The sequence below is a fragment of the Candidatus Methylomirabilota bacterium genome (genome assembly GCA_036001065.1).
Classification (GTDB): domain Bacteria; phylum Methylomirabilota; class Methylomirabilia; order Rokubacteriales; family CSP1-6; genus MNEF01.
The window spans coordinates 1-21,623 of sequence record DASYUQ010000121.1; the positions used below are offsets into that span (position 1 = coordinate 1).

A 21,623-nucleotide genomic window follows, 5' to 3' on the forward strand; every position below is an offset into this window, starting at 1 on the left:
CCCCCCGTGTACCGGCTGTCGATCTTCTTGGCCACGATGCCTTCGAGACGCTGCTCGCACACCGCCTCGAAGAACGGCTCGCCCTGCTCCAGGACGTGATCGCCGTAGCGGATCACGCCGCGCGGGGGGAGCAAGAGCGCCAGGCAGGCCTTGCGCTCTCCCAGCGGGAGGTGGCGGAGGTCGCGCCCGTCCAGCGCCACCGCGTCGAAGAAGACGCCGCTGACGGGGACCGTCGCCCGAGCGCGCTCGATGTCGGCCGGCCGCGTGAGGTGCATGCGCGCCTGCAGCCGCTGGAAGGACGGACGGCCGCTCTCGTCGAAGGCGACGATCTCCCCGTCGAGGACGAACCGGTCCAGCGGCAAGGCCCGCAGCGCCCGGACGATCTCGGGATAGCGTGTGGTGAAGGCCTGGCCGCTTCGCCCGTAGAGCTCGACGGTCTGGCCGTCGCGGAAGGCCAGGATGCGGATGCCGTCGTACTTGACCTCGAACAGCCAGCCCTTGCGGGAGAAGGGGCGCTCCACCAGCGTGGCGAGCATGAGGGGCTGGGCGCGGGGCGCGACATTCCACCGGGGGGCTCCCAGCTCGTCCAGGCGCGCGCGCAATGTCGTGAGCCGCTGCGGCCCCTCGCGCAACTCGTCCACGGTCAGCCCCGACAGCACCGACTCCGGGAACCGCTCGGTGAGCTCGGTGTCGCCCGCGAAGGCGTCCGCCTTCTTGAGGAGGAGCCAGTCCTTGTCCTTGCCGCTCATGCGCGCCAGCGTCCAGGCCCCCCGCAGCTTGTAGCCGAAGAACTCCACCTCGAGCTTGCCGCGGGCCAGCTGGTCGAGCGGGTCGCCGGGCTTGAGCAGCCGATACCAGCCCCGGTCCCACACGATCACCGCGCCGGCGCCGTAGTTGCCCGCGGGGATGACGCCCTCGAAGTCCGCGTACTCGACGGGGTGGTCCTCGACGTGCACGGCCAGGCGCTTGTCGTGGGGGCGGACCGACGGCCCCCGGGGCACCGCCCAGCTCTTCAGGGTGCCGTCGATCTCCAGCCGCAGGTCATAGTGGAGGCGGCGGGCCGCGTGCTTCTGGACCACGAAGAGGTTGCCCGGCGCCGCGCGGCGATCGCCAAACGGCTCGGGCGTTCGCGCCGGGTCGCGCTTGCGCTCGTAGTCGGCCAGCGTCCGCTGCTGATCTTCAGCCATAAAGTTTGCTCAGACAGATACCCGTGTAGCAGAACGACAGCCCCAGCGCCACGGGGCTGGGCTGACCGCCGGCGAGCGAGGCGAGGCGCCCTACGGGTTGGGACGGCCGACCACGACCGCGCCAGCGCGCATCCTCTTCCTCCGCACGTCTTTGTACGAACACCAACGATATGCAGCAAGGGTCGTACCTCCTCCGCAAACGTTTGCATTGGTCAGAGGTTTGCAGCCTGGGGGTCGCGGCGGCTGTGCAGCGGGTTGCCTAAGGAAGGTAGCCACGATCGGGTCGGCGCTGCAGCCCCCCACGGGGCTGATCACCCGCGCCCGGCCAGCGGCTCCGACGCACGATACGCGGGGTCCGACGCCATGCGCTTCCACCACCGTTGGCGTCCGCCGCCGCATTGGCGAGCGCGCGGCGGGCCGTGGTATGGTCCAGGTATGCCGCTACATTCGATCGGCTCGGGCACGGTCTCGTTCGGGCTGGTCTCGATCCCCATCAAGATCTATCCCGCCACCGCGTCCGGCAACGTCTCCTTCAACCTGCTGCACGCCAAGTGCGGCTCCCGGATCAAGCAGCAGACGTTCTGCCCCGTGTGCAACGTCGTCGTGGATCGCGCCGAGCTGGTGCGGGGCTACGAGTTCGCCAAGGACCAGTACGTGCGGGTCACCGACGAGGAGCTGAAGGCGCTGGAGGGGGAAGCCTCGAAGGTCATCGACATCGCCGAGTTCGTGCCGCTCGAGAAGGTCGATCCGATCTACTTCGAGCGGACCTACTACCTCGGCCCCGACAAGGGCGGCGAGAAAGCGTACCGGCTGCTGGCCGACGCCATGGCCAAGAGCGGGCGGGTGGCGCTGGCCACGTTCGTCATGCGCGGCAAGGAGAGCCTCGTCCTCCTCCGCTCGGCCCAGGATGGCCTGATGCTCCACACCATGTACTTCGCCGAGGAGGTGCGGAACTTCGGCGAGGTCGACAAGGGCCAGTCGGCCAAGATCAAGGGCGGGGAGATGGAGCTGGCCCAGCAGCTCATCGACGGGCTCACCAACGACGACTTCAAGCCGGAGCAGTACCAGGACGAGTACCGCCAGCGCGTCCTCAATCTCGTCAACCAGAAGGTCGAGGGCCAGGAGGTCACGACGGCCGCGCCGCCGGTCCAGCGCGCGCAGGTGATCGATCTGATGGAGGCGCTCAGGGAAAGCCTGAACAAGCGCGTTCCGCCAGCCGCGCAGCGCGAGACAGTCCGCAAGCCGCCATCAAAGGTCACCCGGCGAGCCGAGCCCGTGCGCGCCGCCGCCAAGAAAGCCCAGGGCGGGAAGAAGTAGCGCGATCGGCGTGGCCAGAGCGTTCTGGCTCGTCGTCCTCGTCCTCCTGATCGTCTCCGCCGTCACCCTCCCCTTCGCCATCCGCGCGCGCCTGGAGGGCTTCTCGGTGCCCTCGCCCTCGATGGCCCCCACGCTCCTGCCCGGTGACTACATCCTGGTCGACAAGTCCGTCCGGTCGCCCGGGCGCGGCGACATCATCGTCTTCCGCGATCCCAACGACGCCGAGGTCCTGCTGGCCAAGCGCGTGGTCGGGCTGAGCGGCGAGGAGCTGTCCATCGTCGGCCGCGACGTGTACGTCAATTGCCGGCCGGGGACCGCGGGCTGCGCACCGCTCGCCGAGCCCTACGCGTTCTTCAGTGGCGAGTCGCCCGAGCCGCGCGAGCGGGGGCCGTATCGCGTCCCCAACGACGCGTACTTCGTTCTGGCCGACAACCGGAACAAGGGCGAGGACAGCCGCCACTATGGGTTCGTGCGGTGGGATCTCATCACGGGCCGCCCGCTGCTCATCTACTGGTCGTGGAATCCCGAGTCGGGCAGGGTCCGCTGGGGTCGTCTGGGCCACTCGGTCCGCTAGGCCCTGGCGTGCTATAGTCCCTGCGCTCGATCCGGAGATCTCCGGAGGTGCGCGATGCGCGGGGTACACGTTGGGCTGGTGGCCGTGGTGGTCGTCCTCCTCGCCGCCGGCGCCGTCGGCGCCGAGCCGGCGCTCAAGCTGCCGCTGGGATTGCAAGGACAGGCCGCCTACGTCCCGGACGACAACCCACCCACCCCGGAGAAGGTCGCCCTCGGCAAGCAGTTCTTCTGGGACAAGCGCTGGTCGAAGTCCGGCACCGTGTCCTGCGTGGGCTGCCACCCCCCCGAGCACGGCTGGAGCGATCCCCAGCAGTTCTCCCTCAACTTCGCCGGGAAGCCCACGCCCCGCCACGCGCCGACCCTCGTCAACCGGCTCTTCAGCGACCGGCAGCTGTGGACGGGGCTGCGGGCCTCGCTGGAGGATCAGGCGCGCAACGACTCCAACCGCAGCGACGAGGAAATCGTGCGGCGGCTGGGCGCGGTCCCCGAGTACCAGCAGCAGTTCCGCAAGGTCTTCGGCACCGAGCTGAACCCGGACGGCGTCGCCAAGGCGATCGCCAGCTACGTCCGGACGATCGTGTCCGGGAACTCTCCCTATGACCGCTTCCGGGCCGGGGACAAGACGGCGCTCTCGCCGGCCGCCCAGCGGGGACTGGCGATCTTCGAGGGCAAGGGGCAGTGCGTGCGCTGTCACGCGGGCTTCAACTTCACCGACGAGGGCTATCGCAACATCGGCGTGGGCATGGACAAGGAGAAGCCCGATCTAGGCCGGTTCGTGGTGACGAAGAGCGACCCGGACCGGGGCGCGTTCAAGACCCCGACGCTTCGCGACGTCGCCAACCGCGGGCCCTACATGCACGACGGCAGCCTCCGGACGCTGGAGGAGGTCGTGGCCTTCTACAATCGGGGCGGGCACAAGAACCCCTGGCTCGCCTCGGAGGTGCGACCGCTCGACCTCACGGCGCCGGAGGAGGCCGACTTGGTCGTGTTTCTCCGCGCCCTCACCGGCGAGATCCCGCCGGAGGTCGGCCGCCCGCCGCGCCTACCCAACTAGTGCCGTTCCAACTATTCGCGCCTAGGAAGGCACCGTGTACGTCGTTCGTGGACAGATTTAGTATCAACAAGTTGGAACGGCACTAGCCCGGACGCCGGCCACGCCTCGTCGTGCTAGTATCCGTAGCCGGCTGTTGCGATCGAGCCGCCGCTGATCGCCACCGGCACCTACGCCTTCCTCTACGCGTGGAACGAGCGCCCGTCATCCTCTATTACGCCTTCAAGCGCTACCTGGTGGGCGGCCTGGTCAGCGGAGCGGTGTCGGGCACCTGAGGAGACCGTGATGATGAGAGCCGAGGACAAGACAAGCCTCAAGGGCCGCGTGGCCCTGGTGACCGGCAGCGGCCGCAACATCGGCCGCGCCATCGCCCTGGAGCTGGCCGAGCGGGGGGCCGACGTCATCGTCAACACGCGCGCCAACGCCGGGGCCGCCGAGGCGGTCGTGGGGGAGGCCAAGAAGCGCGGAGTCCGCGCGCTGGCGCTGATGGCCGACGTCGGAAAGTCCGCCGAGGTCCGGCGGCTGGCCGAGCGCGCCCTGGCCGAGTTCGGCCGGGTGGACATCGTGATCAACAACGCGGCCATCCGCCCCGAGCGGCCGTTCCTGGAGCTCGGCGAGGAGGACTGGCACCGCGTCCTCGACGTGGACCTGCACAGCGCCTTCTACACGGCCAAGGCCTTTCTGCCCGGCATGGTGGCCCAGCGCTGGGGGCGCATCGTCAACCTCACCGGCATGAACGCGATCCAGGGGCACGCCGGCCGCGTCCACGTCTCCACCGCCAAGCACGGGCTGTGGGGGCTCACCAAGGCGCTGGCGCGGGAGTTCGGTCCCCACGGCATCACCGTCAACGCCATCTCGCCCGGCCCCATCGAAGGCGAGCGGGACGATCCGGCGAGCGCCCAGCACATCCGGTCCCAGCTCGGCCGCATCCCCCTGGGCCGGCTGGGGGCGCCCGAGGACATCGCGCGGATCTGCGGCTTCCTCGCCTCCGGCGACGGGGCGTTCATCTCGGGCCAGATGCTCGCCGTCAACGGCGCCGCCGCCACCTGAGCCGGCCACAGGAGACTCGACATGGACTACAAGGACTACCAGCACCTCGTCTTCGAGCGCCGACCTCACGGCGTGCTGCTGATCACCATCAACCGGCCGGAGGTGCTCAACGCCACCAACGACCGGCTGCACTGGGAGCTGACCCAGATCTGGCTGACCATCGACCGCGATCCCGACACCCGGGTGGCGGTGGTGACCGGGGCCGGGCGCGCCTTCTCGGCGGGCGGCGACCTCGATATGGTGGAGAAGAACGCGACGGACCCGAGCCGCCTGGCCCGCACGGTCCGCGAAGCCTCCGACATCGTCTACAACATGATCAACCTCGACAAGCCCGTGGTCTCGGCCATCAACGGGGTGGCGGTGGGCGCCGGGCTGGTGGTGGCATTGCTGGCCGACGTGAGCATCATCGCCGACAACGTGCGCTTCACCGACGGCCACACGCGCCTGGGCGTGGTGGCCGGCGATCACGCGGCGATCATCTGGCCGCTCCTGTGCGGCATGGCCAAGGCCAAGTACTACCTGCTCACCTCCGATTTCATCGACGGACGGGAGGCCGAGCGGATCGGCCTGGTGAGCTTGTGCGTGCCGCCGGGGGAGCTCATGGCCAAGGCCTTCGAGGTCGCCGACAAGCTCGGGCAGGGAAGCCAGCAGGCGATCCGCTGGACCAAGCGCGCGCTCAACAACTGGCTGCGCCAGGCGGGGCCGATCTTCGACCAGTCGGTCGCGCTGGAGATGCTCACCTTCATGGGCGAGGACGTCCGCGAGGGCCTCCAGGCGATCCGCGAGAAGCGCGCGCCGCGGTTCCCTTCGGCCCGCTGATCGGGGAGAATACCGCCCATGACCGAGACCTTCCGCGCGATGCTGACCCGTCTGGACAAGGACGGGGAGCTGCTGCGCCTGGGCCAGGAGGTGGACGCGCGCCACCTCTCCGCGCTCATCGTCAAGGCCGACCGGCCCGTGCTCTTCGAGCACGTGCGCGGCTACGACATCCCCCTGGTCGGCGGCCTCTTCTGGACGCGCCAGCGCCTGGCCCGGGCCCTCGGCTGGCCCGAGAGCGAGCTGGGCACGCGCTTCCTCGGCGGGCTCCAGACCAGGATCGAGCCCGAGCTGACCGAGACCGCGCCGGCGCAGGAGGTCGTGCGGACCGGACGCGACGTGGATCTCACGGCGCTGCCGATCCCGTTCCTCGCCGAGAAGGATGGCGGCCCCTACATCTCCGCGGGCGTGGTGCTGGCGCGTTCCGACGCCAGCAGCGTCAATGCCGGCGTCTACCGCCTGATGTACCGCTGCCGTGACGAGACCGGGATCGACCTCGTCACCGCATCCGATCTGCGCCGGCTCTACGAGGCCGCCCTCGGCAGGAAGGAGCCGCTGCCGATCTCGGTCTCGCTGGGCGCCCATCCGGTCGAGCTGCTGAGCGCGGCCTACAAGGCCCCACCCGGCGTGAGCGAGCTGACCATCGCCGGTGGCCTGCACGGAAGCCCCGTGCGGCTGGCCCGGGGCCGGACGATCGACGGGCCGGCACTGGCCGACGCCGAGATCGTCCTGGAGGGCGCGCTGCTGCCGATCGGCTGGAGCGAGGACGAGGGCCCGTTCGGCGAGTTCGCCGGCATGTACGGCGACCTCAAGTGGAACCCGGTCTTCAAGGTGAGCGCGATCACCCACCGGCGGGACGCCGTGTTCCACGCCATCCAGATGCCGTGGGAGAACGCCTGGCTGGGCGCCGCGGTGACCGAGGCTCAGGTGTGGGACGTCCTGCGCCGCGCCGGCGTCGACGTGGTCAACGTGGCGGTGACCGAGGGCAGCGCCTGCCGCTTCTCGGTGATCGCGGCCATCCGGAAGCGGGCGGGGGAGGGCAAGAACGCGCTGATGGCGATCCTCTCGCTACCCGACACCAAGCACGCGATCGTCGTCGATCACGACATCGACATCTTCGACCCGACCCAGGTGGAGTGGGCCCGCACCTTCTGCGTGCAGGCCGACCGCGACGTCGTCGTCATCGAGGGCGCGCGGGCCAAGCACATCGACCCCAGCGTGAAGCCCTGGGAGCTCGGCAAGGGCGAGCTGCCCGTCACCGCCAAGCTGGGCGTCGACGCGACGATCCCCGAGGGCATCCCGCGCCGGTACTACGAGCGGATCAAGCCGGCCTTCTTCGACGAGGTGCGGTTCGATGCCGACCGCTGAGGACGTGGCTGCGCGCATCGCGCGCCTGCTCGCGGAGAAGCCCCGGACCTTCTACGAGGTGCTGCGCCAGCTCGGGGACGTGGAATACCGCGTCGTGCTCCAGGCCTGGGGAGCGCTGCGGGAGGGCCAGCGCCTGGCCCGTGACCCCGAAGGCCACTACCTCCTCAAAGGCTGAGGTGATGGCCGCCAGCTTCCGCGCCCTGCTCGACGACCTTCGCGCGGCCGGCGAGCTCGTCGAGGTGAAGCGGCCCGTCGACATCCGTCACCTCGCCACGCTGGTCGATCAGGCCAAGACCGCGCTGCTCTTCCGCAACGTCATGGGCTACCAGATGCCGGTGCTCTCGGGGCTGACCAACAGCCGCGAGCGGATCGCCATCGCCATGGGCTGCGCCTACGGGGAGACCGAGGCCAGGCTGCGCCGCGGCCTCGATCGCCCCCTCGAGCCCGTCACCGTGAAGACCGGCCCCGCCCGTGAGGTCGTCCAGACTGGAGACCGGGTCGATCTCTTCGCGCTACCCGTCCCGCTCTTCGCCACCCGCGACGGCGGGCCGATGATCACGGCCGGCGTCACCCTCGCCCGCGACCCCGAGCACGGCCTCAACGCCGGGATCTACCGCTTCCAGGTCAAGGAGCGGAACCTCACCGGCATCGACATCGTCACGCCGAACAACCTCCGCAGCTTCGCCGAGAAGTCGCAGGCCGCCGGCCAGCCGCTGCCGATCTCGATCAGCATCGGCACCCATCCCACCGAGCTGATCGCGGCGACGTACAAGGCGCCCCTCGGCGTGAGCGAGCTCGGCATCGCCGGCGGCATGCGGGGCGAGCCGGTGGCGCTGGCGCCCTGCGCGACCATCGACCTGCCCTGCCTGGCCGACGCCGAGATCGTCCTGGAGGCCGAGATCCGCCCTACCGGATGGACGAAGCCGGAAGGCCGCTTCGGCGAGTTCACGCGCCTGATGGGCGGGCTGCACTGGAACCCCGAGGTGCGCGTCACGGCCATCGCCATGCGGCGCGACGCGATCTACTACGCGCTCCACATGCCCTGGGAGAACATCTGGCTGAGCGCGCCGATCTACGAGGCGGCGCTGCGCCGCGTGCTCAAGGAGGCGGGCGTGCAGGTCACGGCCATCAACGTCACGCCGGGCGGCTGCTGCCACTGGCACGCCGTCATCGCCATCCACAAGCGTCCCGGCGACGCCAAGAACGCGATCCTGGCCGCCCTGGCGGTCGCCGACCTGAAGCACGTGGTGGTGGTGGACGACGACATCGACGTCTTCGACGGCACCGAGGTGGAGTGGGCGATGGCCACCCGCGTGCAGGCCGACCGCGACGTCGTCATCGTCTCCGACGCGCGGTCGAAGCCCCTCGATCCGTCGCTGCCGGTCACACCAGGCCGGATTCCCACCACGGCCAAGTGCGGAGTCGATGCCACCATCCCCGACGACGTGCCCCGCGAGCGCTACGAGCGCATCGCCTACGTCTGCGCCGGGCAGGCGCGGCTGGAGGATGTGCTCCGCGAGGCGGGTGGTCCGCCCCTGAAGGAGGCGCCGCCCGCAGACGTGGCCGCGCTGGCCGCCCGCATCCGCGCCGCGCTCGAGCGGGAGCCCCTCTACTTCGCCGAGGTCGCCGAGCGCTTCGCCCCGGAAGGATTCGCCGCCGTCACCCGCGCGCTGGGCGAGCTGCACGCCGCCGGAGCGCTGGGGCAGGACGCCGTCGGCCGCCACTGTCTGGCGGGGTCGGCGGGGGCCGCCAGTCTACCGCGGGAGAAGTAAGGACCGTCGCGCGCTATCCCCTCGATTCGAGGTCCACCACCTCGAATTCTCGGATCTCATCGGGTTCACCGGCGTAGACCACCAGGCTCACCGTCTCCTGGCCGATGAACGCGCTATGGGGACGCCCCCGGGGATTGAGCGCGTAATCGCCGGGGAACCGTAACGGCTCTCCGGAGCGATTACAATAACCGCCTTCGAGCACATACGTGTGCCGCGCTTCCCTCCCTTCTGCGGTCGCTCAGAATCTTGAGCTGTACGAGTTTCTTCCGGTCGTAGATCGATCGCTTCGTTCCCTGATAAAAACCGGCTATCGTAAGAGAACGAAAGGCGGATGCCACCTTCAGGGGCCGGAGGTGCGGCTTGGCCAAAGACGACAAGGAACGCGATCCCGCCTGGGACGAGGAGGCGGAGACCGTCGACAAGCTCATCAGGCAGTTGCGGCCCGCCGCTCCGGCGCTGGCGGCGGGGAGGTCGGCTGCCCCCCGCTTCGATCGGCCCGACGTCGATGCCAGGTCTTTCCCGCCCGCGGGGACGGGACAGGCGGGCGTCTGGGCCCAGGTAGGCCTCAGCGTCCTCCTCGGGATCGCGCTTACCCAGTGGCCGTACGGGCGTGCCTGCGGCTGGTCGCTCCTCTTGTATCTGGTCGCGGTCGCCACCCTCATCGTGGCCGGCCTGTGGGGTGCCCTGTCCTCGTGGAAGCGTCGGCTGGGGCTCGCCCACATCGTCGCGATGGGCGCGATCGTCTGGGGCCTCGCCCTCGCAGCGCACGAGGTCCTGCCGCGCGTCGGATACGCGAAAACTCAGGCCACCTGGAGTTGTGCAGAGCCTCGGGCAGCGGCGCCGGGATCGCCTCAACCCGAAAAACGCGGTGCATGACGGTGAAAACTCGGAGCGCGACCCCCGCGGTCGCTTCACCCCGGGGAAATGGGCGTCGGTTCGCCAAGAACGTAGGCGAAATACGGTCGACCCGCGCCATGAGCATTGTCCGCGAGCTATAAACGGGACGCGACAGCGTCATCGTGACTCAAACACGGGCTCGAATGCCGTTGGGGCCACCAAGTTGTTTTCGTTGCTGTTTTCCGCGAAGGTTCTCCGCCCTGCCCGAGAGGGGACGGAAACCCCTAGCGCGCCGCACCTCCGTTCTGGTCGAACAGGTTCACGACCTTCTGCAGATCCTGCGGCGCCAGGGGCGTGTAGATCGTCGTCGTCTGGATGTCGGCGTGGCTCAGGTGCTCCTGCACCGCGCGGAGGTTACCGCCGGAGCGCTTGAGCAGCTCCACGCCGCACGCGTGGCGAAACGCATGCGGATGAATCGTGTCCACACCGACGCGCTTACCGAGATCCTTGATGATCTTCCAGACCCGCTGACCGGACATCCTCCGGGTCTTCCGCTCGCCTCCGTACCACCAGTACCGGACCAGGAACAGCGGCTCGCTCGCCACGGCGCCCGGCCGCTCCTTCGCCAGGTACCAGGACGTAGAGGTCAGTCGATGCCCCGGTGCGGAGAGATGGAAGTGGCCATTCCACAGATCGAAGATTTGCACCGCGCGATAGCGCAGGCACTCATCCGGAGGTCGTCGAGTCACTTCCTCCTGGACTACTTCGAGGGCCCATTTTATGACCGTGAGGCCGACGCTCGTGGCGGCTCGGCACGCCGCGTCTGCAAGAATTGCGCACTGATTCACCCCTCGAAGCGTAGAGGGCACTACTCTGGCCAAGCCCGCCAGGGGATAGGCGTATGGTACGGCGAGTGCTTGGCGCTAGGAGGAATCTTCAAGACCCCTCGCGGCAGGCACACCGTGAGTTCGCACGGGCGTCCGTTTGTCGGGCCGAGGAGCGAAGGTGGGAAGGTGAGTCGCGCAGGGAGCGCCAAGCCAGGGTTCGAAGATGAACCTACCGAATCAGGCCTGGGGGGCACGCAGCCTCTCCAGGCGAGGGGAATAAGGGCGGGACGGCGGGTCAATCACGAGGGCTCGGCAACCGCCGAGCGGGAGGCCGTGGCGTATCACGTGGGGCAGCTCGCCGACCATTGTGGTCCTCGAGCGGTTGAAAGCGCTGGGCGCCTCCGTGCCCGTGAGTACCTGATTACCGCGATACGGAAGCTCGGCCTCTCGCCGGAGGTGCATGCGTTTACGGCGAGCGTGCCGCTTTTCCGCCAAGTCCGCCTGCTGATCGACGAGGGGCGATCAATTCCCTGTCTGCCAGTGACGGGATTCCCCCGGCACAGCCATAGCGAGGTGCGAGATCAAACTTGAGTCTCGCTGAGTATCTGCAGGCTTTGCGCGCCCCGGCGTTCTCACGCGAGTGCGTCGTGCGCGAGCGCCCAAAAGGGAGTTGGGCTTCCCGCGCTCGTCGAGCGGTGAGGCGGGACCATGCCCCCGCGCTCGGCGCGAGGGGCCAGCCCCAAGCTCGCCTTGTCGATGCGCAGTGGCGCGAGGAGCCGATCGTCCCCGCTTCCTGGATGATCGGTGGTAGCGATGATCGGTGATAGAGTGGAGGACGGATTTGACTCCGCATGACCGGTACAGCGAAGTAGCATCCTGAGGCTCTGCCGCCGATGTTCCGCCCCGCTCGACGGCGGTCCTGGCTCGGATACGCGCCGGTGCGCCTGGCAGCCTCGGTGTTCGGCCTCTTCGTCCTCCTGCTGGCCGTCGCGGTCGTCGCCGGGATTCAGTACGAGCGATACCACCTGGTCGGTCTCGGACGCGGGGGCGGAGCCGTGGCATGGCCCGCCGGCGGCGGGCTGGCGGCGGGGGACGCCCTCAGGGTGTTGGCGGCCGTCCTCATCCTAGCGGCCGTCGGAATTCTCTTCTTGACGACCTTCCTGAACTATCGCGCGATCACGCACACCTTCGAGCGCGTGAAGAGCCTGATGCGCAACGTGCTGCAGAGCATCCCGACCGGTGTGCTGACCTTCGACTCGCGCGGCGTCGTCACGTCCCTGAACAACGCGGCCGAGCGACTGCTCGGGCTCAGGGCCTCGGCGGTCGTCGGTCGTCGGATCGAGGACGCGCTGCAGACAGCCCCAGAACTGTTCGTTTGGATCCGAGGGGCGCTTCGAGGCGAGCGACTGCTCCAGGAGACGGACCTTTCGTTGACGCTCGACGATGGCCGGCGGGTCACGGTTCGCGCGTCAGCCTCAGAGCTGCGGGAGGAGTCAGGAAAGCCGGACGGGCTGGTTGTCCTGCTGCGCGACATCACCGATGTGAACCGACTAGAGGTGCAGCTGCGGCGGGCGGACAAGCTCGCCGCGCTGGGCACGCTCTCAGCCGGTGTCGCACACGAGGTGAAGAACCCACTGCACGCGCTCAGCCTCAACCTCCACCTTCTCGAGGAAGCCGTGCACTCACCGCGGTCGCCTGCCGCCGAGGTGAAGGAGTACTTCGAGATCCTGCGTTCCGAGGCTCAGCGGATTCATCGCATCGTGGAAAACTTCCTCCGCTTTGCGAGGCCCGCGATCCCGGAAGTGAAGCCGCTGGATCTCCCCGCCCTGCTGGAGCGAGTGCTGAGCCTGGTAGCGTTCGAAGCTGCGGGCCACGGGGTGACAATCGAAACCGCGTTCGATCCCGTAGTGGGATCGGTCCTGGGCGATGAGGGCCAGCTGTCGCAGGTCTTCCTGAATCTCTGCATCAACGCACTGCAGGCGATGCCCGGTGGCGGCTCGCTCGTCATGACCACCAAGGGGGCCGATGGCTGGGTGGAGATCGCGTTCCGGGACACGGGGGAGGGGATTCAGAAGGAAATTCTCCCGCACGTCTTCGATCCGTATTTCACGACCCGGCCCCGTGGGGTTGGGCTGGGACTGGCCATCGCACACCGCATCGTGGAAGGTCACCGGGGGACGATCGACGTGGAGAGCGAGGTTGGAAAGGGAACTACGATGATCGTGCGCCTCCCGGCGCCTGGCCCCGGGGCCGAGGAGCGGTGATGGGAGGGCGGATTCTCGTCGTCGACGACGAGGTCAACATCCGCGGGGCGCTGGCGAAGATCCTCGAGAAGGCCGGCCACACCGTCACTGCTGCCGAGAGCGGCGATTCGGCGCTCGCGCTGCTCCACGAAAGCGCCTTCGACCTGATCATCACCGACCTCAAGATGGTAGGCGCGAGCGGCATGGACGTGCTGCGCGAGGTCAAGCAGCGGCGCCCAGACGCGGAGGTGGTCCTTCTCACCGCGTTCGGCACGATCGAGAGCGCGGTCGAGGCGATGAAGGTCGGCGCCTATGACTACCTGGCCAAGCCAGTTGATCCCGAGCGGCTGGTCCATCTCGTCGCCAAAGCGCTCGACTACAGCGCACTCCGGCAAGAAGTCCGGCAGCTTCGAGAACAGGCGGCGGTCAAGGCCGCTTTCGAGCACATTGTCGGGCGCAGCCTTTCGATGCGTGCGGTGTACGAGACGGTCCGGCAGGTGTCGCCGACGACGGCCACCGTGCTGATCAGTGGCGAGTCCGGGACCGGCAAGGAGCTCGTCGCCAGGGCCATTCACAATCGGAGCCAGCGGAAGAACGGCCCCTTCGTGACACTCAATTGCGGAGCACTGCCGGAGACGCTCCTCGAGTCGGAGCTGTTCGGCTACGAACGAGGGGCGTTCACAGGCGCGCTCACAACGAAGCCTGGCCGCATCGAGCAGGCGGACAGCGGCACGCTTTTCCTCGATGAGGTCGGGGAGATGAGCCCGAAGACACAGGTCGACTTCCTGCGCGTCCTCGAGAGCCGGGAGTTCCGGCGCCTGGGCGGGACCAAGCCGATCACGGTGGACGTACGCTTCATCGCCGCGACCAACAAGAAGCTCGAGGATGTTGTGAAATCCGGGACGTTCCGTGAAGACCTCTTCTATCGTCTGACGGTGGTGCCCATCGCGTTGCCACCCCTCCGCGAGCGGCCCGAGGACATTCCGCTGCTGGCCGCGGCGTTTCTCAAGGAGTTCTGCGCCCAGTACCAACGCGCGGAGAAATCCATCTCGACCGCGGCGCTCCAGGCATTGCGGGAGTACGCTTGGCCGGGTAATGTTCGCGAGCTGCGGAATCTCTTGGAGCGCTTGGTGGTGACCGTGCCGGACCGCGTCATCCGGCCCGTCCACCTGCCGTCCACGATACTGACGGGCGAGCGGCTTGAGCGCAGTATCAGTATCCCCCTCGGCATCCCCTTGTCTGTGGTCGAAGAACAGGTGATCCGTAGAACGCTGAACGATGTCACGTCCCACCGCGAGCAGGCGGCGAGAATCTTGGGCATCAGCCCGCGGGCACTCCACTACAAGATCCGGCGTTATCGGATCGAATCGGAATCAAAGCCAGGGAAGGCCGAGGAAGGGGACTCGGAGCCGAAACCCGGATCCGGGACCCCCTAGACTAGACGGGGCGATCATAGCGCCGACCTGAGCCCGCGGGGCACCCCTGCTGCCGATCTGAGTGCAGTGCTTCGCCTGGCCCAGGCACGGTCCGCCCTCTGCTGCCCCGAGAACAATTGACCTGAACCCAGGGACCACGCTCGAGCACGTCAAAATCTTCGATCCGTCCTCCTGGACTGGCGGGCGCTCTCGTACGCGCTCCTCAGGAACATCGTCCCCCCTCTGCAACAAGTCGTTCAGCCAGTCCTGCCCCGGCAACGATCTCTAACCCGCCGCAGCACGGCCCCGGGTCGTGCTCTCGGAGAGAATTGACCGACAAGCAGGAGCGGGATCCTGCAAAAATTGCGGAGCCCGATACCTGCCTCGCGGTCCCCCGGCGCGCGTACCCTCGAACCTCCGCGGAGATCGGGGTCTGGTACGACACCTGCTGATCAGGTATCCGAAATCAGACTATGCGCCAAACTCTGGGCGGACAGTGTGCGATCGGGACGCCCCCCGACGGGCTCGCACCGGCCTTCGAGGTCGGCACCGATGCCACCCCACATGGGTGCTGTCGACGCAGGGGGCGTACGTGCGTGGAGGCCGCTGGGTGGAGCTCGCCTTTCTGGCAGCGCTCGCCGCACTTCTCGCGACGCCACTCTATCGCCACCGCCTTGCCATCGCCTCGTGGGCTCGGATCGCGTCGATCGGAAGCGCTGTCAGCCCTGGTGAGACCCGGACGCGATCGTAGGACGCGCTGAGGTGCAATGGCTTAAATCGACAGGAGGAAGGTCGCGTGAACGCTTTTAAACGCGGCGAAGCCTCGGGCGGAGTCGTCTACTGCATCACCTGTACCTGGTGCGGTCAGAGTTGGCAGCGGCGCACGGTGCGAGCGGGGCAGAGGCCGCGGTGTCCGGCCTGCGGGTCGCTTGGACGATTCCGCTTTGGCCCCGCGTCTCCGGATTTCGGGTTCATCGAGCGCGTGGAGGTGGCGCTGGACTGTGAGCCGCCGGGGGGCCGCGAGCTCTAGACAGCCGTCAGGGTAAAACCAGGATGTTCATGGTCATGGTCGGGGCGTGCGTAGAGCAGTTCAGGTGGTACGTGCCGATCTGCTCGGCCTTAAAAGAGACCCGATCGCGGCCTCGATGCCAAGCGGCTTTGGGCACGACGACTTGATCGTCTGGCGCGGTCACGCGCACTTCGTGCTGGTCCCCCGTTCACGACGGAAACAGTCGGCGCGAAGCTGACACCGCGCTGGGCCGTGACAAAGCCCGGGCTGAAAAGGTGGCTCGAGGCCTCCCACTTTTGCGGCGCGCTCGTGTCCGCCTCGCCGGGCTTCCTAAACATGTGGCCTTTGGAGAGCTCGGACGGATTACCGGGCGGAGGCGCCAGCCTGTCCACCGTCGTCGCTCCCTTGGTCTCGACCGCAGTCACGAAGATCGTACGGGTCGCCGGGCTCCGTTGGTCGTCGGCGACGCCAACCTGAGATTGGGACGGATGAGAAAACAGAAGGAGGATGCTGACCGCCGACCGCCACCGCCCCGTGCATATCAGGTCTACCTACCTGCTTCGGGCTTGGGGTCCAGGCCCCTCACGCATACTCGATGCCGCGGCGGGACCGGCATGGTCCGTCGAGCGGTGTTAAGCGCGAGAGGCTCCGAAGCCCGCCTGTTCCTCTGCAAGCTTTGCAGCTACCCAGCGGGTGAGGGCGATCTCGCTCGGTGGTGTCGCGACAAGTCTCGGCAGCGCTGAGGGTTTCTGCCAGCGAGGGATGGGCACGTGAATTGCCGGGCCTCGTGTCGGGAGGCAGCATCATGGCCCTGATCATGCGAACATTCCGGTCGCGGCCCCAGCAGCAGGCCGTCGTGCTGGGGTGCCTGTCGTTCGTGGCCTCCGCCCTCATCCGTTACCTGGGGGCCACGTCGATCATCATCTTTCGCGACGAGAGGGATCCCCGGCAGTTCCTATGGGTGGGCGACCGCGGTACCGAGGCAGACTTCGCGGGCTTGTCACCGCCGCCGACGCTCATGGATGCCCTTGAGGATTCGCCGGTAGGCGCTTCACCTGGATGCGTGCTCGCCCTGGTCGATGAATACTGTCGGTTTCCACGACCCGGGTATCAGTTGTGGAGTGTCGAGGCCTGCGCGCCGAAAAAGCAGCCGTCCCCGTCGCGTGCCGACCTTCTTCTTAGCTCGACCAACCCGCGACTCGTCGCGGCGGCCCTTTACCGCGCCATCAGCGAACCGGGCGGGATTGTCACTTTCCTTGGCCTCGCCTGGGGCGTCACGCCGAGCGGGCTCGGACTGCCTAAGCTTGGTACCGCGCCGCTGATCGTGCGGGGCCCGCTGGTCGTCGCGTGCGACGCCAGCCGGGCCTTCCCTGGGCCGGGCGAGGCGGAACACGACCGGAGCAGTCGCGTCCTCCCATGGCTTGTCGAGGGGCAAGGACACAAGCCTCCGGCTGTCGCCGCCCCACTCGCGGTCGATCCCTCTCGGAGGAGAAGCACATCGTGGCCGAAGTGATCTACGACGTCACGTGTGAGTCGTGTGGGCAGCGGTGGCAGCAGACGAGCGCTCGAGAAGGTGACGCGGCGGCGTGCCTCTTCTGCGGCAGTGAGGGGCGGCTTCATCTCGGGCCGACACCACCCGAGACCGGGACGGTCGCGCGGGTTGAGGTGTCGCTAGGGGTCGGTCGGCAGAACTGGTACTGAAGAGTGGGTCCAGGGCCTGAACGACCGATTCCTCGACCCGCTTAGCAAGAGCGTCGCCGGTAGCGAGTCATCCCGCCAGAGGATGAGGTCTGCAAGCGCGCGGATAATTCGCTTCCTCGGCCGAAGCGACGGGCTGGAAGGGGCTTCGGACTCGACCGGGCCCGCGCGGTTGGCCACCGGCGCCTGACTCAGGGGATCAACCCCTCCAGCGCCAAGCCGCGTGCCGCGTCACGTTGACCCAGTCGCCCGTGAATCAGCAGGAGCGCTAACCGCGCGAGAGAGCCATGAAGGTGCACGCGAAGCGCGCACCCTAAGGACGGAGCGATGGTCGCGCCGTGCCTTGAGAGCGCGAGGGAGATCTTCAGGTTCTGCATAGCGCCCTCGGGGTTGCCCGCATAGAGCTGCGCCAGAGCCAGCATGCGGTACACGACGTGGTCGAAGGGCGCGGCACTGAGAAGGCGGGAGAACGCTCGGACGGCCACACCGGGCCGACGCTGGAGCACGGCGCGTATCGCCTCCTCATAGGCCCAGCTTCGGCACTGCCCATCGTCCACGATTGCCCTAATCGCCTTGGAGAGCGCGGCCACAAACTCGCATGGAGTAATGACAGGGCTCAGTTCCTCAGGCAACTGGTGTAATCCGCGAAAGCCGAGATAGAAACCCATGGTGGCGTAGTTCCTCAGGCGCGGTGCCGGTTGAAGCGTGGACGGGGTTGGTGGGTTGCAGACCCACTCCGATGTCCAGAGGATTCCGGCCACAAATAGTTGACCGAAGCGTCTGGCTCTGCCCCGGCATGCCGGGCCGAGCCTGCTCTGTATCGCCCGCGCGAGCCCAGAAAGACCTCATGTCGCAATGCACATGACTGCACGTCAGGCCCCGCCCGCCCCAACCGGCTGTTCTGTCTGCGCGGCATGCCCAGTCGCCTGGCCCGACGACCGGCCCGAGCGGGCCCAGAATGCCGTGGAGGGGTACTGGCTTGCCGAAAGCAGAGACCCACCCGCCGACGACATGCGGCCCATAGTCCAGCTCACCGAGAGTGGACGCCAGACGGCGGCCCGCTCGATTGCCCATGCCTCGGGCTCAGCGCCGAACTGTGCCTTGAAGTACTGCGCCGGCGCGATGCCCGGTAACAGAGCGAGGAACGCAACGAGAAGGGTCGGATCGTCGACGGCCCGATAGAGGGAAAGTCCGGCGATGTTGGAGTCTGCCGATGTTCTCCGTGCAAGCCGGAGGAGGGCGCGCACCGTCTGAAACTGGCGGTTCGAAGGCGTGCGCACTTCCACGCTCCACACCTGACAGGAAGGCATCGGGAAGCGATAGAAGCCGTCGAGGAACTCAAGGGGCTGTGCCGTCGGCGTCTCCTCGAAGAGGTCACCGGGCTCATCCAGCCTGGGCGCGTGCGCGACGCCCTGGCGGTTTTCAATCCACAGAATCCGCTCGCCTGCGTCGCTCTGTTGGCAGAGCAGCACAGAGTCCGCCTGCCGAGTCTGGATCATCCTCGTCGCCGCGCTCTGCAGTGCATCGATCAGTTGCTGCCCTCGGCCCGGCTTGGATTGGAACGTCCGGACGAGAAGGGTCATGAGAAACCTCCTTACCTTTTCGGACGGCAAGGAGTGTGCCTGGTGTCGGGCAGGGCAAGAATTCATCGACATCACTGAACGTTCCAGCCGCAGCGGCGCCAACTGCTTTGCAGAAGTACTTTCTCCTCGCGCTTTGGGCCGCAAGATCTGCAGGACCGGTGCGCGGCGGCCTGGCCTGCATGACTTGCAGAAGCGCGCTCGCGCGGCCGCCGCGTGGGGCTCGGAAATGGGTGGAAAGACACTGCTTGCTCGTCTGGCATAGCGGTTGCGCCAGAGCCAAGCGGAGGTGATGCCTCGGAGCTGATGGAACGATGGTCGCCAAGTCTGTGACGCTGGGTTCACCCAGCCTCGAGAGGTAGGTGATTTCCGTCGGCGCCTTCGAGGGCCAGGCATCGAGACTCATTGGCGCGACCTCGTTCCCGTGCGGCCACCATGAGTGATCCGGACGGCAGGTCCCCGCTCTTGCGACCGCAAGTCTCCGTGGCAGAGCCGTCGGCCGGACAAGAGACCATCTCGTCTCGGCTCAGATACCTGGCGAGCCATCTTGGACCGCGACCCGTCGGCAGCCTCGAGCTCACGCGCGCCCGGCGTTACATCGTCGAGACGCTGAAGAGTCTGGGGCTAGCTCCGGACCAGCAGGCCGTCACGCTGGTCGTTCCTTGGGTGAGGACCGCGACGGTGCGGCTGGCTGACGGACGGTCAGTTCCTTGCTTGCCTGTGATAGGGGCGCCCTCGACGCGAAGGACGATTCGCGGTCTGCCCAAACTTCTGGGGTCTGATGTCCGTACAGGTCAGCCGCTCGCGGACGGCTCCACGATGGCACTCGTTCCGTTCAGACCAGGGGAGGAGGGGGCCGCCATCGCGGCAGCAGCGCAGCGAGGCGCACAGGCCGGCCTGCTCTACCTCAAGCAGTTGCCTGAGCTTTACTCCGCGGTCGTCGCCGAAGGCCCCGTGCCGAGCGTCACGATCCGACGGGCAGACGCGCTGTACCTCGCGGAGAATAGGCAGGAGATCGAATTGAGCGTCGTCGGGGAACGGACCGAGACCGTCGTGGAGAATATCATGGTTGAGGTCGGCGCCGGCGCCCCGACTGTTCTCCTCCTAGCCAATTACGACACGCGCCTTGGGACTCCTGGGGCCTATCGAAACGCCTCGGGCGTCGTCGCTCTGCTGGACCTTTTGGAGCGACTTCGGTGTCGGCGGGGCCACCGCGTGCTGGTCGGCTTTCTTGGTGCGGAGGCCTCCGGAGCCACACTCGGGGCAAGTCATTGCCGGAATGTCTTAGAGGCGACGCACCTCCTCGAAGAGATCCGTGCCGTCGTCGGCGTTTCGGGACTTGGGTCGCCTCGGGTGCTGGTCGCGCCAGGTGCGGATCAACCGTCGCGATGGGTGGCAGGCCAGGCCGTCGATCATCTGAGGCACCAAGGGCTCGTGGTCTCGATGGCTGCTCCGACGCCCCCCAACGTGTGGAGGTGCCCGACGATCAGCGTGAGCGGGTTGCCATTGATGGCGGAGTGCACGCCGCTCGATAGTCCCGATCTTCTCGACCCGCGTCGAATCGTGACCGTAGTCACCGCGATGGAGCAGCTTCTCCACTTCCTTTGGACATGAGGAACAGGCACGCGCCAGCGACGGCTTGGGGTTCTCGCCGGCGTCCTCGCCGCCGAAGGCGTGTGGCGAGCCGGTCCGTGATACCCTTGCGCGCGCACCTACGCGGCCATCGCCCCACTGGTCCAAACTCGCAATGCTCTGTGCGTGGTCCGCCGCCCGGGACGCGGACTCCGATGCCAACCCTAGAGAAGGAGGCACGACATGCCGAAGGTCCTCAGGTGTGGAGATGTGATGCCCGGCTGCACCGCAGTCCTGGAGGGACGCGACGATGCAGAGGTCATGAAGAAAGCGGCGGAACACGCGAAGGGCGCCCACGGGATGGCGACAATCCCGCCCGACGTCGTTAACAAGGTCAGGGCGGCGATCAAAACCAAGTAGGCGGCCCTCCGGTCTTCCTCCCTCGCACGGGTGCCGTGGAGTCTTCTCGACGCCCGTGCGAGGTCCGTCATCTCGCGGGAGGTGTCACCGGGCAACGCCGGAGGCGAACGGCGTCGAGTGCAGGGCGCCGAGGCGACCGAGGATTTGCACGCGAGGCGTCCGAGCCTTGGCCGGACCGTCACGCAACCCATCGGCGGCGCCCCAGCTCGGCCAAGTGGCCTCAGCGCGGTCGTACGCTCGGACGAGGGGCGACGACCGCGCACCGTTGACAAACATCAGGAAGGTCGCGCAGCATTTGGCTGCGATCTCGAGCGTGGCGTCCAGATCCTCCGCGCAGCGCTCGCGGACCCGCGGTTTGCGGCCACGCCCGAGTCTCGGCAGAAGCTGACCGATCAGGGCATCGTCGCGCAGGCTAAGGCCGCGCTGCTCGCGAACCCAGTGACACGGCCGTTTCAGGTCGTTGCTACGTTCAACCGCGGGTATCTAATGATCAGCGGCATCGTGGACCGGGATGATCAACGGCTTGCCGCGGACGAGGCGGTGCGAGTAATTCCGGGCGTCACCGGCGTGCTGAACGAGATCGCCGTGCGTCCGCGCGTGCCAGCGGCGGGTGTTTGAGCGGCATTCGACCCGCTGGACTCCCCGCCGGGGACCACCGCTGATGAGGCCCGAGGACTGGTTGCGCTCGCGCCGAGTGGGGCGACGGTCGTGCGCACGTGGCACGGGCACGACCTCCGTCTTCTTGTCGCGACCAGTCCTTGGATCCGGTCTGGTCTCTCCCTGACCACACCACCAGGGGATGGATGCCGATGGAACGCCGACTTGACCCTCCGGTGGCCCGTGTTAACTTCGGCGCCATCGCCGACGACCCTCCGGACGGAGGGACCC

19 protein-coding genes are annotated in these 21,623 nt (G+C 67.7%); 15 read left to right on the top strand and 4 right to left on the bottom strand.

The window, feature by feature from the left end:
• A partial coding sequence (locus VGV13_11570; protein HEV8641727.1) for a DNA polymerase ligase N-terminal domain-containing protein occupies nucleotides 1-1,187 on the bottom strand: 1,187 nt, incomplete at its 3' end.
• 435 nt (nucleotides 1,188-1,622) lie between these two features.
• Here VGV13_11570 and VGV13_11575 point away from each other — a divergent pair.
• From VGV13_11575 to VGV13_11615, 9 genes are all read left to right on the top strand, one after another.
• Nucleotides 1,623-2,504 (top strand): Ku protein, encoded by an 882-nt coding sequence (locus VGV13_11575; protein HEV8641728.1) that lies wholly within the window; start codon nucleotides 1,623-1,625, stop codon nucleotides 2,502-2,504.
• Nucleotides 2,505-2,514: 10 nt separating this feature from the next.
• Complete coding sequence (lepB, locus tag VGV13_11580) at nucleotides 2,515-3,078, top strand: signal peptidase I (GenBank protein HEV8641729.1); 564 nt, start codon at nucleotides 2,515-2,517, stop codon at nucleotides 3,076-3,078.
• A gap of 54 nt (nucleotides 3,079-3,132) precedes the next feature.
• The gene (locus tag VGV13_11585; GenBank protein HEV8641730.1) at nucleotides 3,133-4,131 is read left to right on the top strand and encodes a cytochrome c peroxidase; all 999 of its coding nucleotides are present in this window, start codon (nucleotides 3,133-3,135) and stop codon (nucleotides 4,129-4,131) included.
• Between the two features lie 282 nt (nucleotides 4,132-4,413).
• A complete protein-coding gene (locus VGV13_11590; protein HEV8641731.1) occupies nucleotides 4,414-5,178 on the top strand; it encodes a 3-oxoacyl-ACP reductase family protein in 765 nt (254 codons plus the stop codon).
• A 21-nt stretch (nucleotides 5,179-5,199) separates the two neighbouring features.
• Nucleotides 5,200-5,997 carry an enoyl-CoA hydratase/isomerase family protein gene (locus tag VGV13_11595; protein HEV8641732.1) on the top strand — a complete coding sequence of 266 codons (798 nt, stop codon included), beginning with the start codon at nucleotides 5,200-5,202 and terminating at the stop codon, nucleotides 5,995-5,997.
• A gap of 18 nt (nucleotides 5,998-6,015) precedes the next feature.
• A complete protein-coding gene (locus VGV13_11600) occupies nucleotides 6,016-7,362 on the top strand; it encodes a UbiD family decarboxylase (GenBank protein ID HEV8641733.1) in 1,347 nt (448 codons plus the stop codon).
• Nucleotides 7,349-7,537 (top strand): hypothetical protein, encoded by a 189-nt coding sequence (locus VGV13_11605; GenBank protein ID HEV8641734.1) that lies wholly within the window; start codon nucleotides 7,349-7,351, stop codon nucleotides 7,535-7,537. The genes VGV13_11600 and VGV13_11605 overlap by 14 nt, the downstream gene beginning before the upstream one ends.
• Before the next feature lie 4 nt (nucleotides 7,538-7,541).
• Entirely contained in the window at nucleotides 7,542-9,134 is a 1,593-nt protein-coding gene (locus VGV13_11610) for a UbiD family decarboxylase (protein ID HEV8641735.1), read from the top strand.
• A 360-nt stretch (nucleotides 9,135-9,494) separates the two neighbouring features.
• Nucleotides 9,495-10,010, top strand: a complete 516-nt coding sequence (locus VGV13_11615) for a hypothetical protein (GenBank protein HEV8641736.1) — start codon at nucleotides 9,495-9,497, stop codon at nucleotides 10,008-10,010.
• Between the two features lie 245 nt (nucleotides 10,011-10,255).
• Here the strand turns inward: VGV13_11615 and VGV13_11620 are convergent, their stop codons facing one another.
• Complete coding sequence (locus VGV13_11620; GenBank protein HEV8641737.1) at nucleotides 10,256-10,720, bottom strand: tyrosine-type recombinase/integrase; 465 nt, start codon at nucleotides 10,718-10,720, stop codon at nucleotides 10,256-10,258.
• Between the two features lie 1,016 nt (nucleotides 10,721-11,736).
• Here VGV13_11620 and VGV13_11625 point away from each other — a divergent pair.
• The 3 genes from VGV13_11625 to VGV13_11635 all read left to right on the top strand — a co-directional run bounded on the left by VGV13_11625 (nucleotide 11,737) and on the right by VGV13_11635 (nucleotide 16,978).
• On the top strand, nucleotides 11,737-13,062 hold the full coding sequence (locus VGV13_11625; GenBank protein ID HEV8641738.1) for an ATP-binding protein: 1,326 nt from the start codon (nucleotides 11,737-11,739) through the stop codon (nucleotides 13,060-13,062).
• Nucleotides 13,062-14,477, top strand: coding sequence for a sigma-54 dependent transcriptional regulator (locus tag VGV13_11630; GenBank protein HEV8641739.1), 1,416 nt, complete (start codon nucleotides 13,062-13,064; stop codon nucleotides 14,475-14,477). The genes VGV13_11625 and VGV13_11630 overlap by 1 nt, the downstream gene beginning before the upstream one ends.
• A 1,793-nt stretch (nucleotides 14,478-16,270) precedes the next feature.
• Nucleotides 16,271-16,978 (top strand): hypothetical protein, encoded by a 708-nt coding sequence (locus VGV13_11635; protein HEV8641740.1) that lies wholly within the window; start codon nucleotides 16,271-16,273, stop codon nucleotides 16,976-16,978.
• A 376-nt stretch (nucleotides 16,979-17,354) separates the two neighbouring features.
• Here the strand turns inward: VGV13_11635 and VGV13_11640 are convergent, their stop codons facing one another.
• Both VGV13_11640 and VGV13_11645 read right to left on the bottom strand, forming a co-directional pair.
• Nucleotides 17,355-17,831: a hypothetical protein gene (locus tag VGV13_11640; GenBank protein HEV8641741.1), complete on the bottom strand. Its 477-nt coding sequence runs from the start codon at nucleotides 17,829-17,831 to the stop codon at nucleotides 17,355-17,357.
• A gap of 204 nt (nucleotides 17,832-18,035) precedes the next feature.
• On the bottom strand, nucleotides 18,036-18,746 hold the full coding sequence (locus VGV13_11645; protein HEV8641742.1) for a hypothetical protein: 711 nt from the start codon (nucleotides 18,744-18,746) through the stop codon (nucleotides 18,036-18,038).
• Nucleotides 18,747-19,562: 816 nt separating this feature from the next.
• On the opposite strand from VGV13_11645, the gene VGV13_11650 reads away from it, so the two are divergent.
• The 3 genes from VGV13_11650 (at nucleotide 19,563) to VGV13_11660 (ending at nucleotide 21,353) form a co-directional block, all read left to right on the top strand.
• Nucleotides 19,563-20,357: a M28 family peptidase gene (locus VGV13_11650; protein ID HEV8641743.1), complete on the top strand. Its 795-nt coding sequence runs from the start codon at nucleotides 19,563-19,565 to the stop codon at nucleotides 20,355-20,357.
• Between the two features lie 201 nt (nucleotides 20,358-20,558).
• The gene (locus VGV13_11655; protein HEV8641744.1) at nucleotides 20,559-20,735 is read left to right on the top strand and encodes a DUF1059 domain-containing protein; all 177 of its coding nucleotides are present in this window, start codon (nucleotides 20,559-20,561) and stop codon (nucleotides 20,733-20,735) included.
• Nucleotides 20,736-20,852: 117 nt separating this feature from the next.
• Complete coding sequence (locus tag VGV13_11660; protein ID HEV8641745.1) at nucleotides 20,853-21,353, top strand: BON domain-containing protein; 501 nt, start codon at nucleotides 20,853-20,855, stop codon at nucleotides 21,351-21,353.
• Nucleotides 21,354-21,623: the final 270 nt, after the last annotated feature.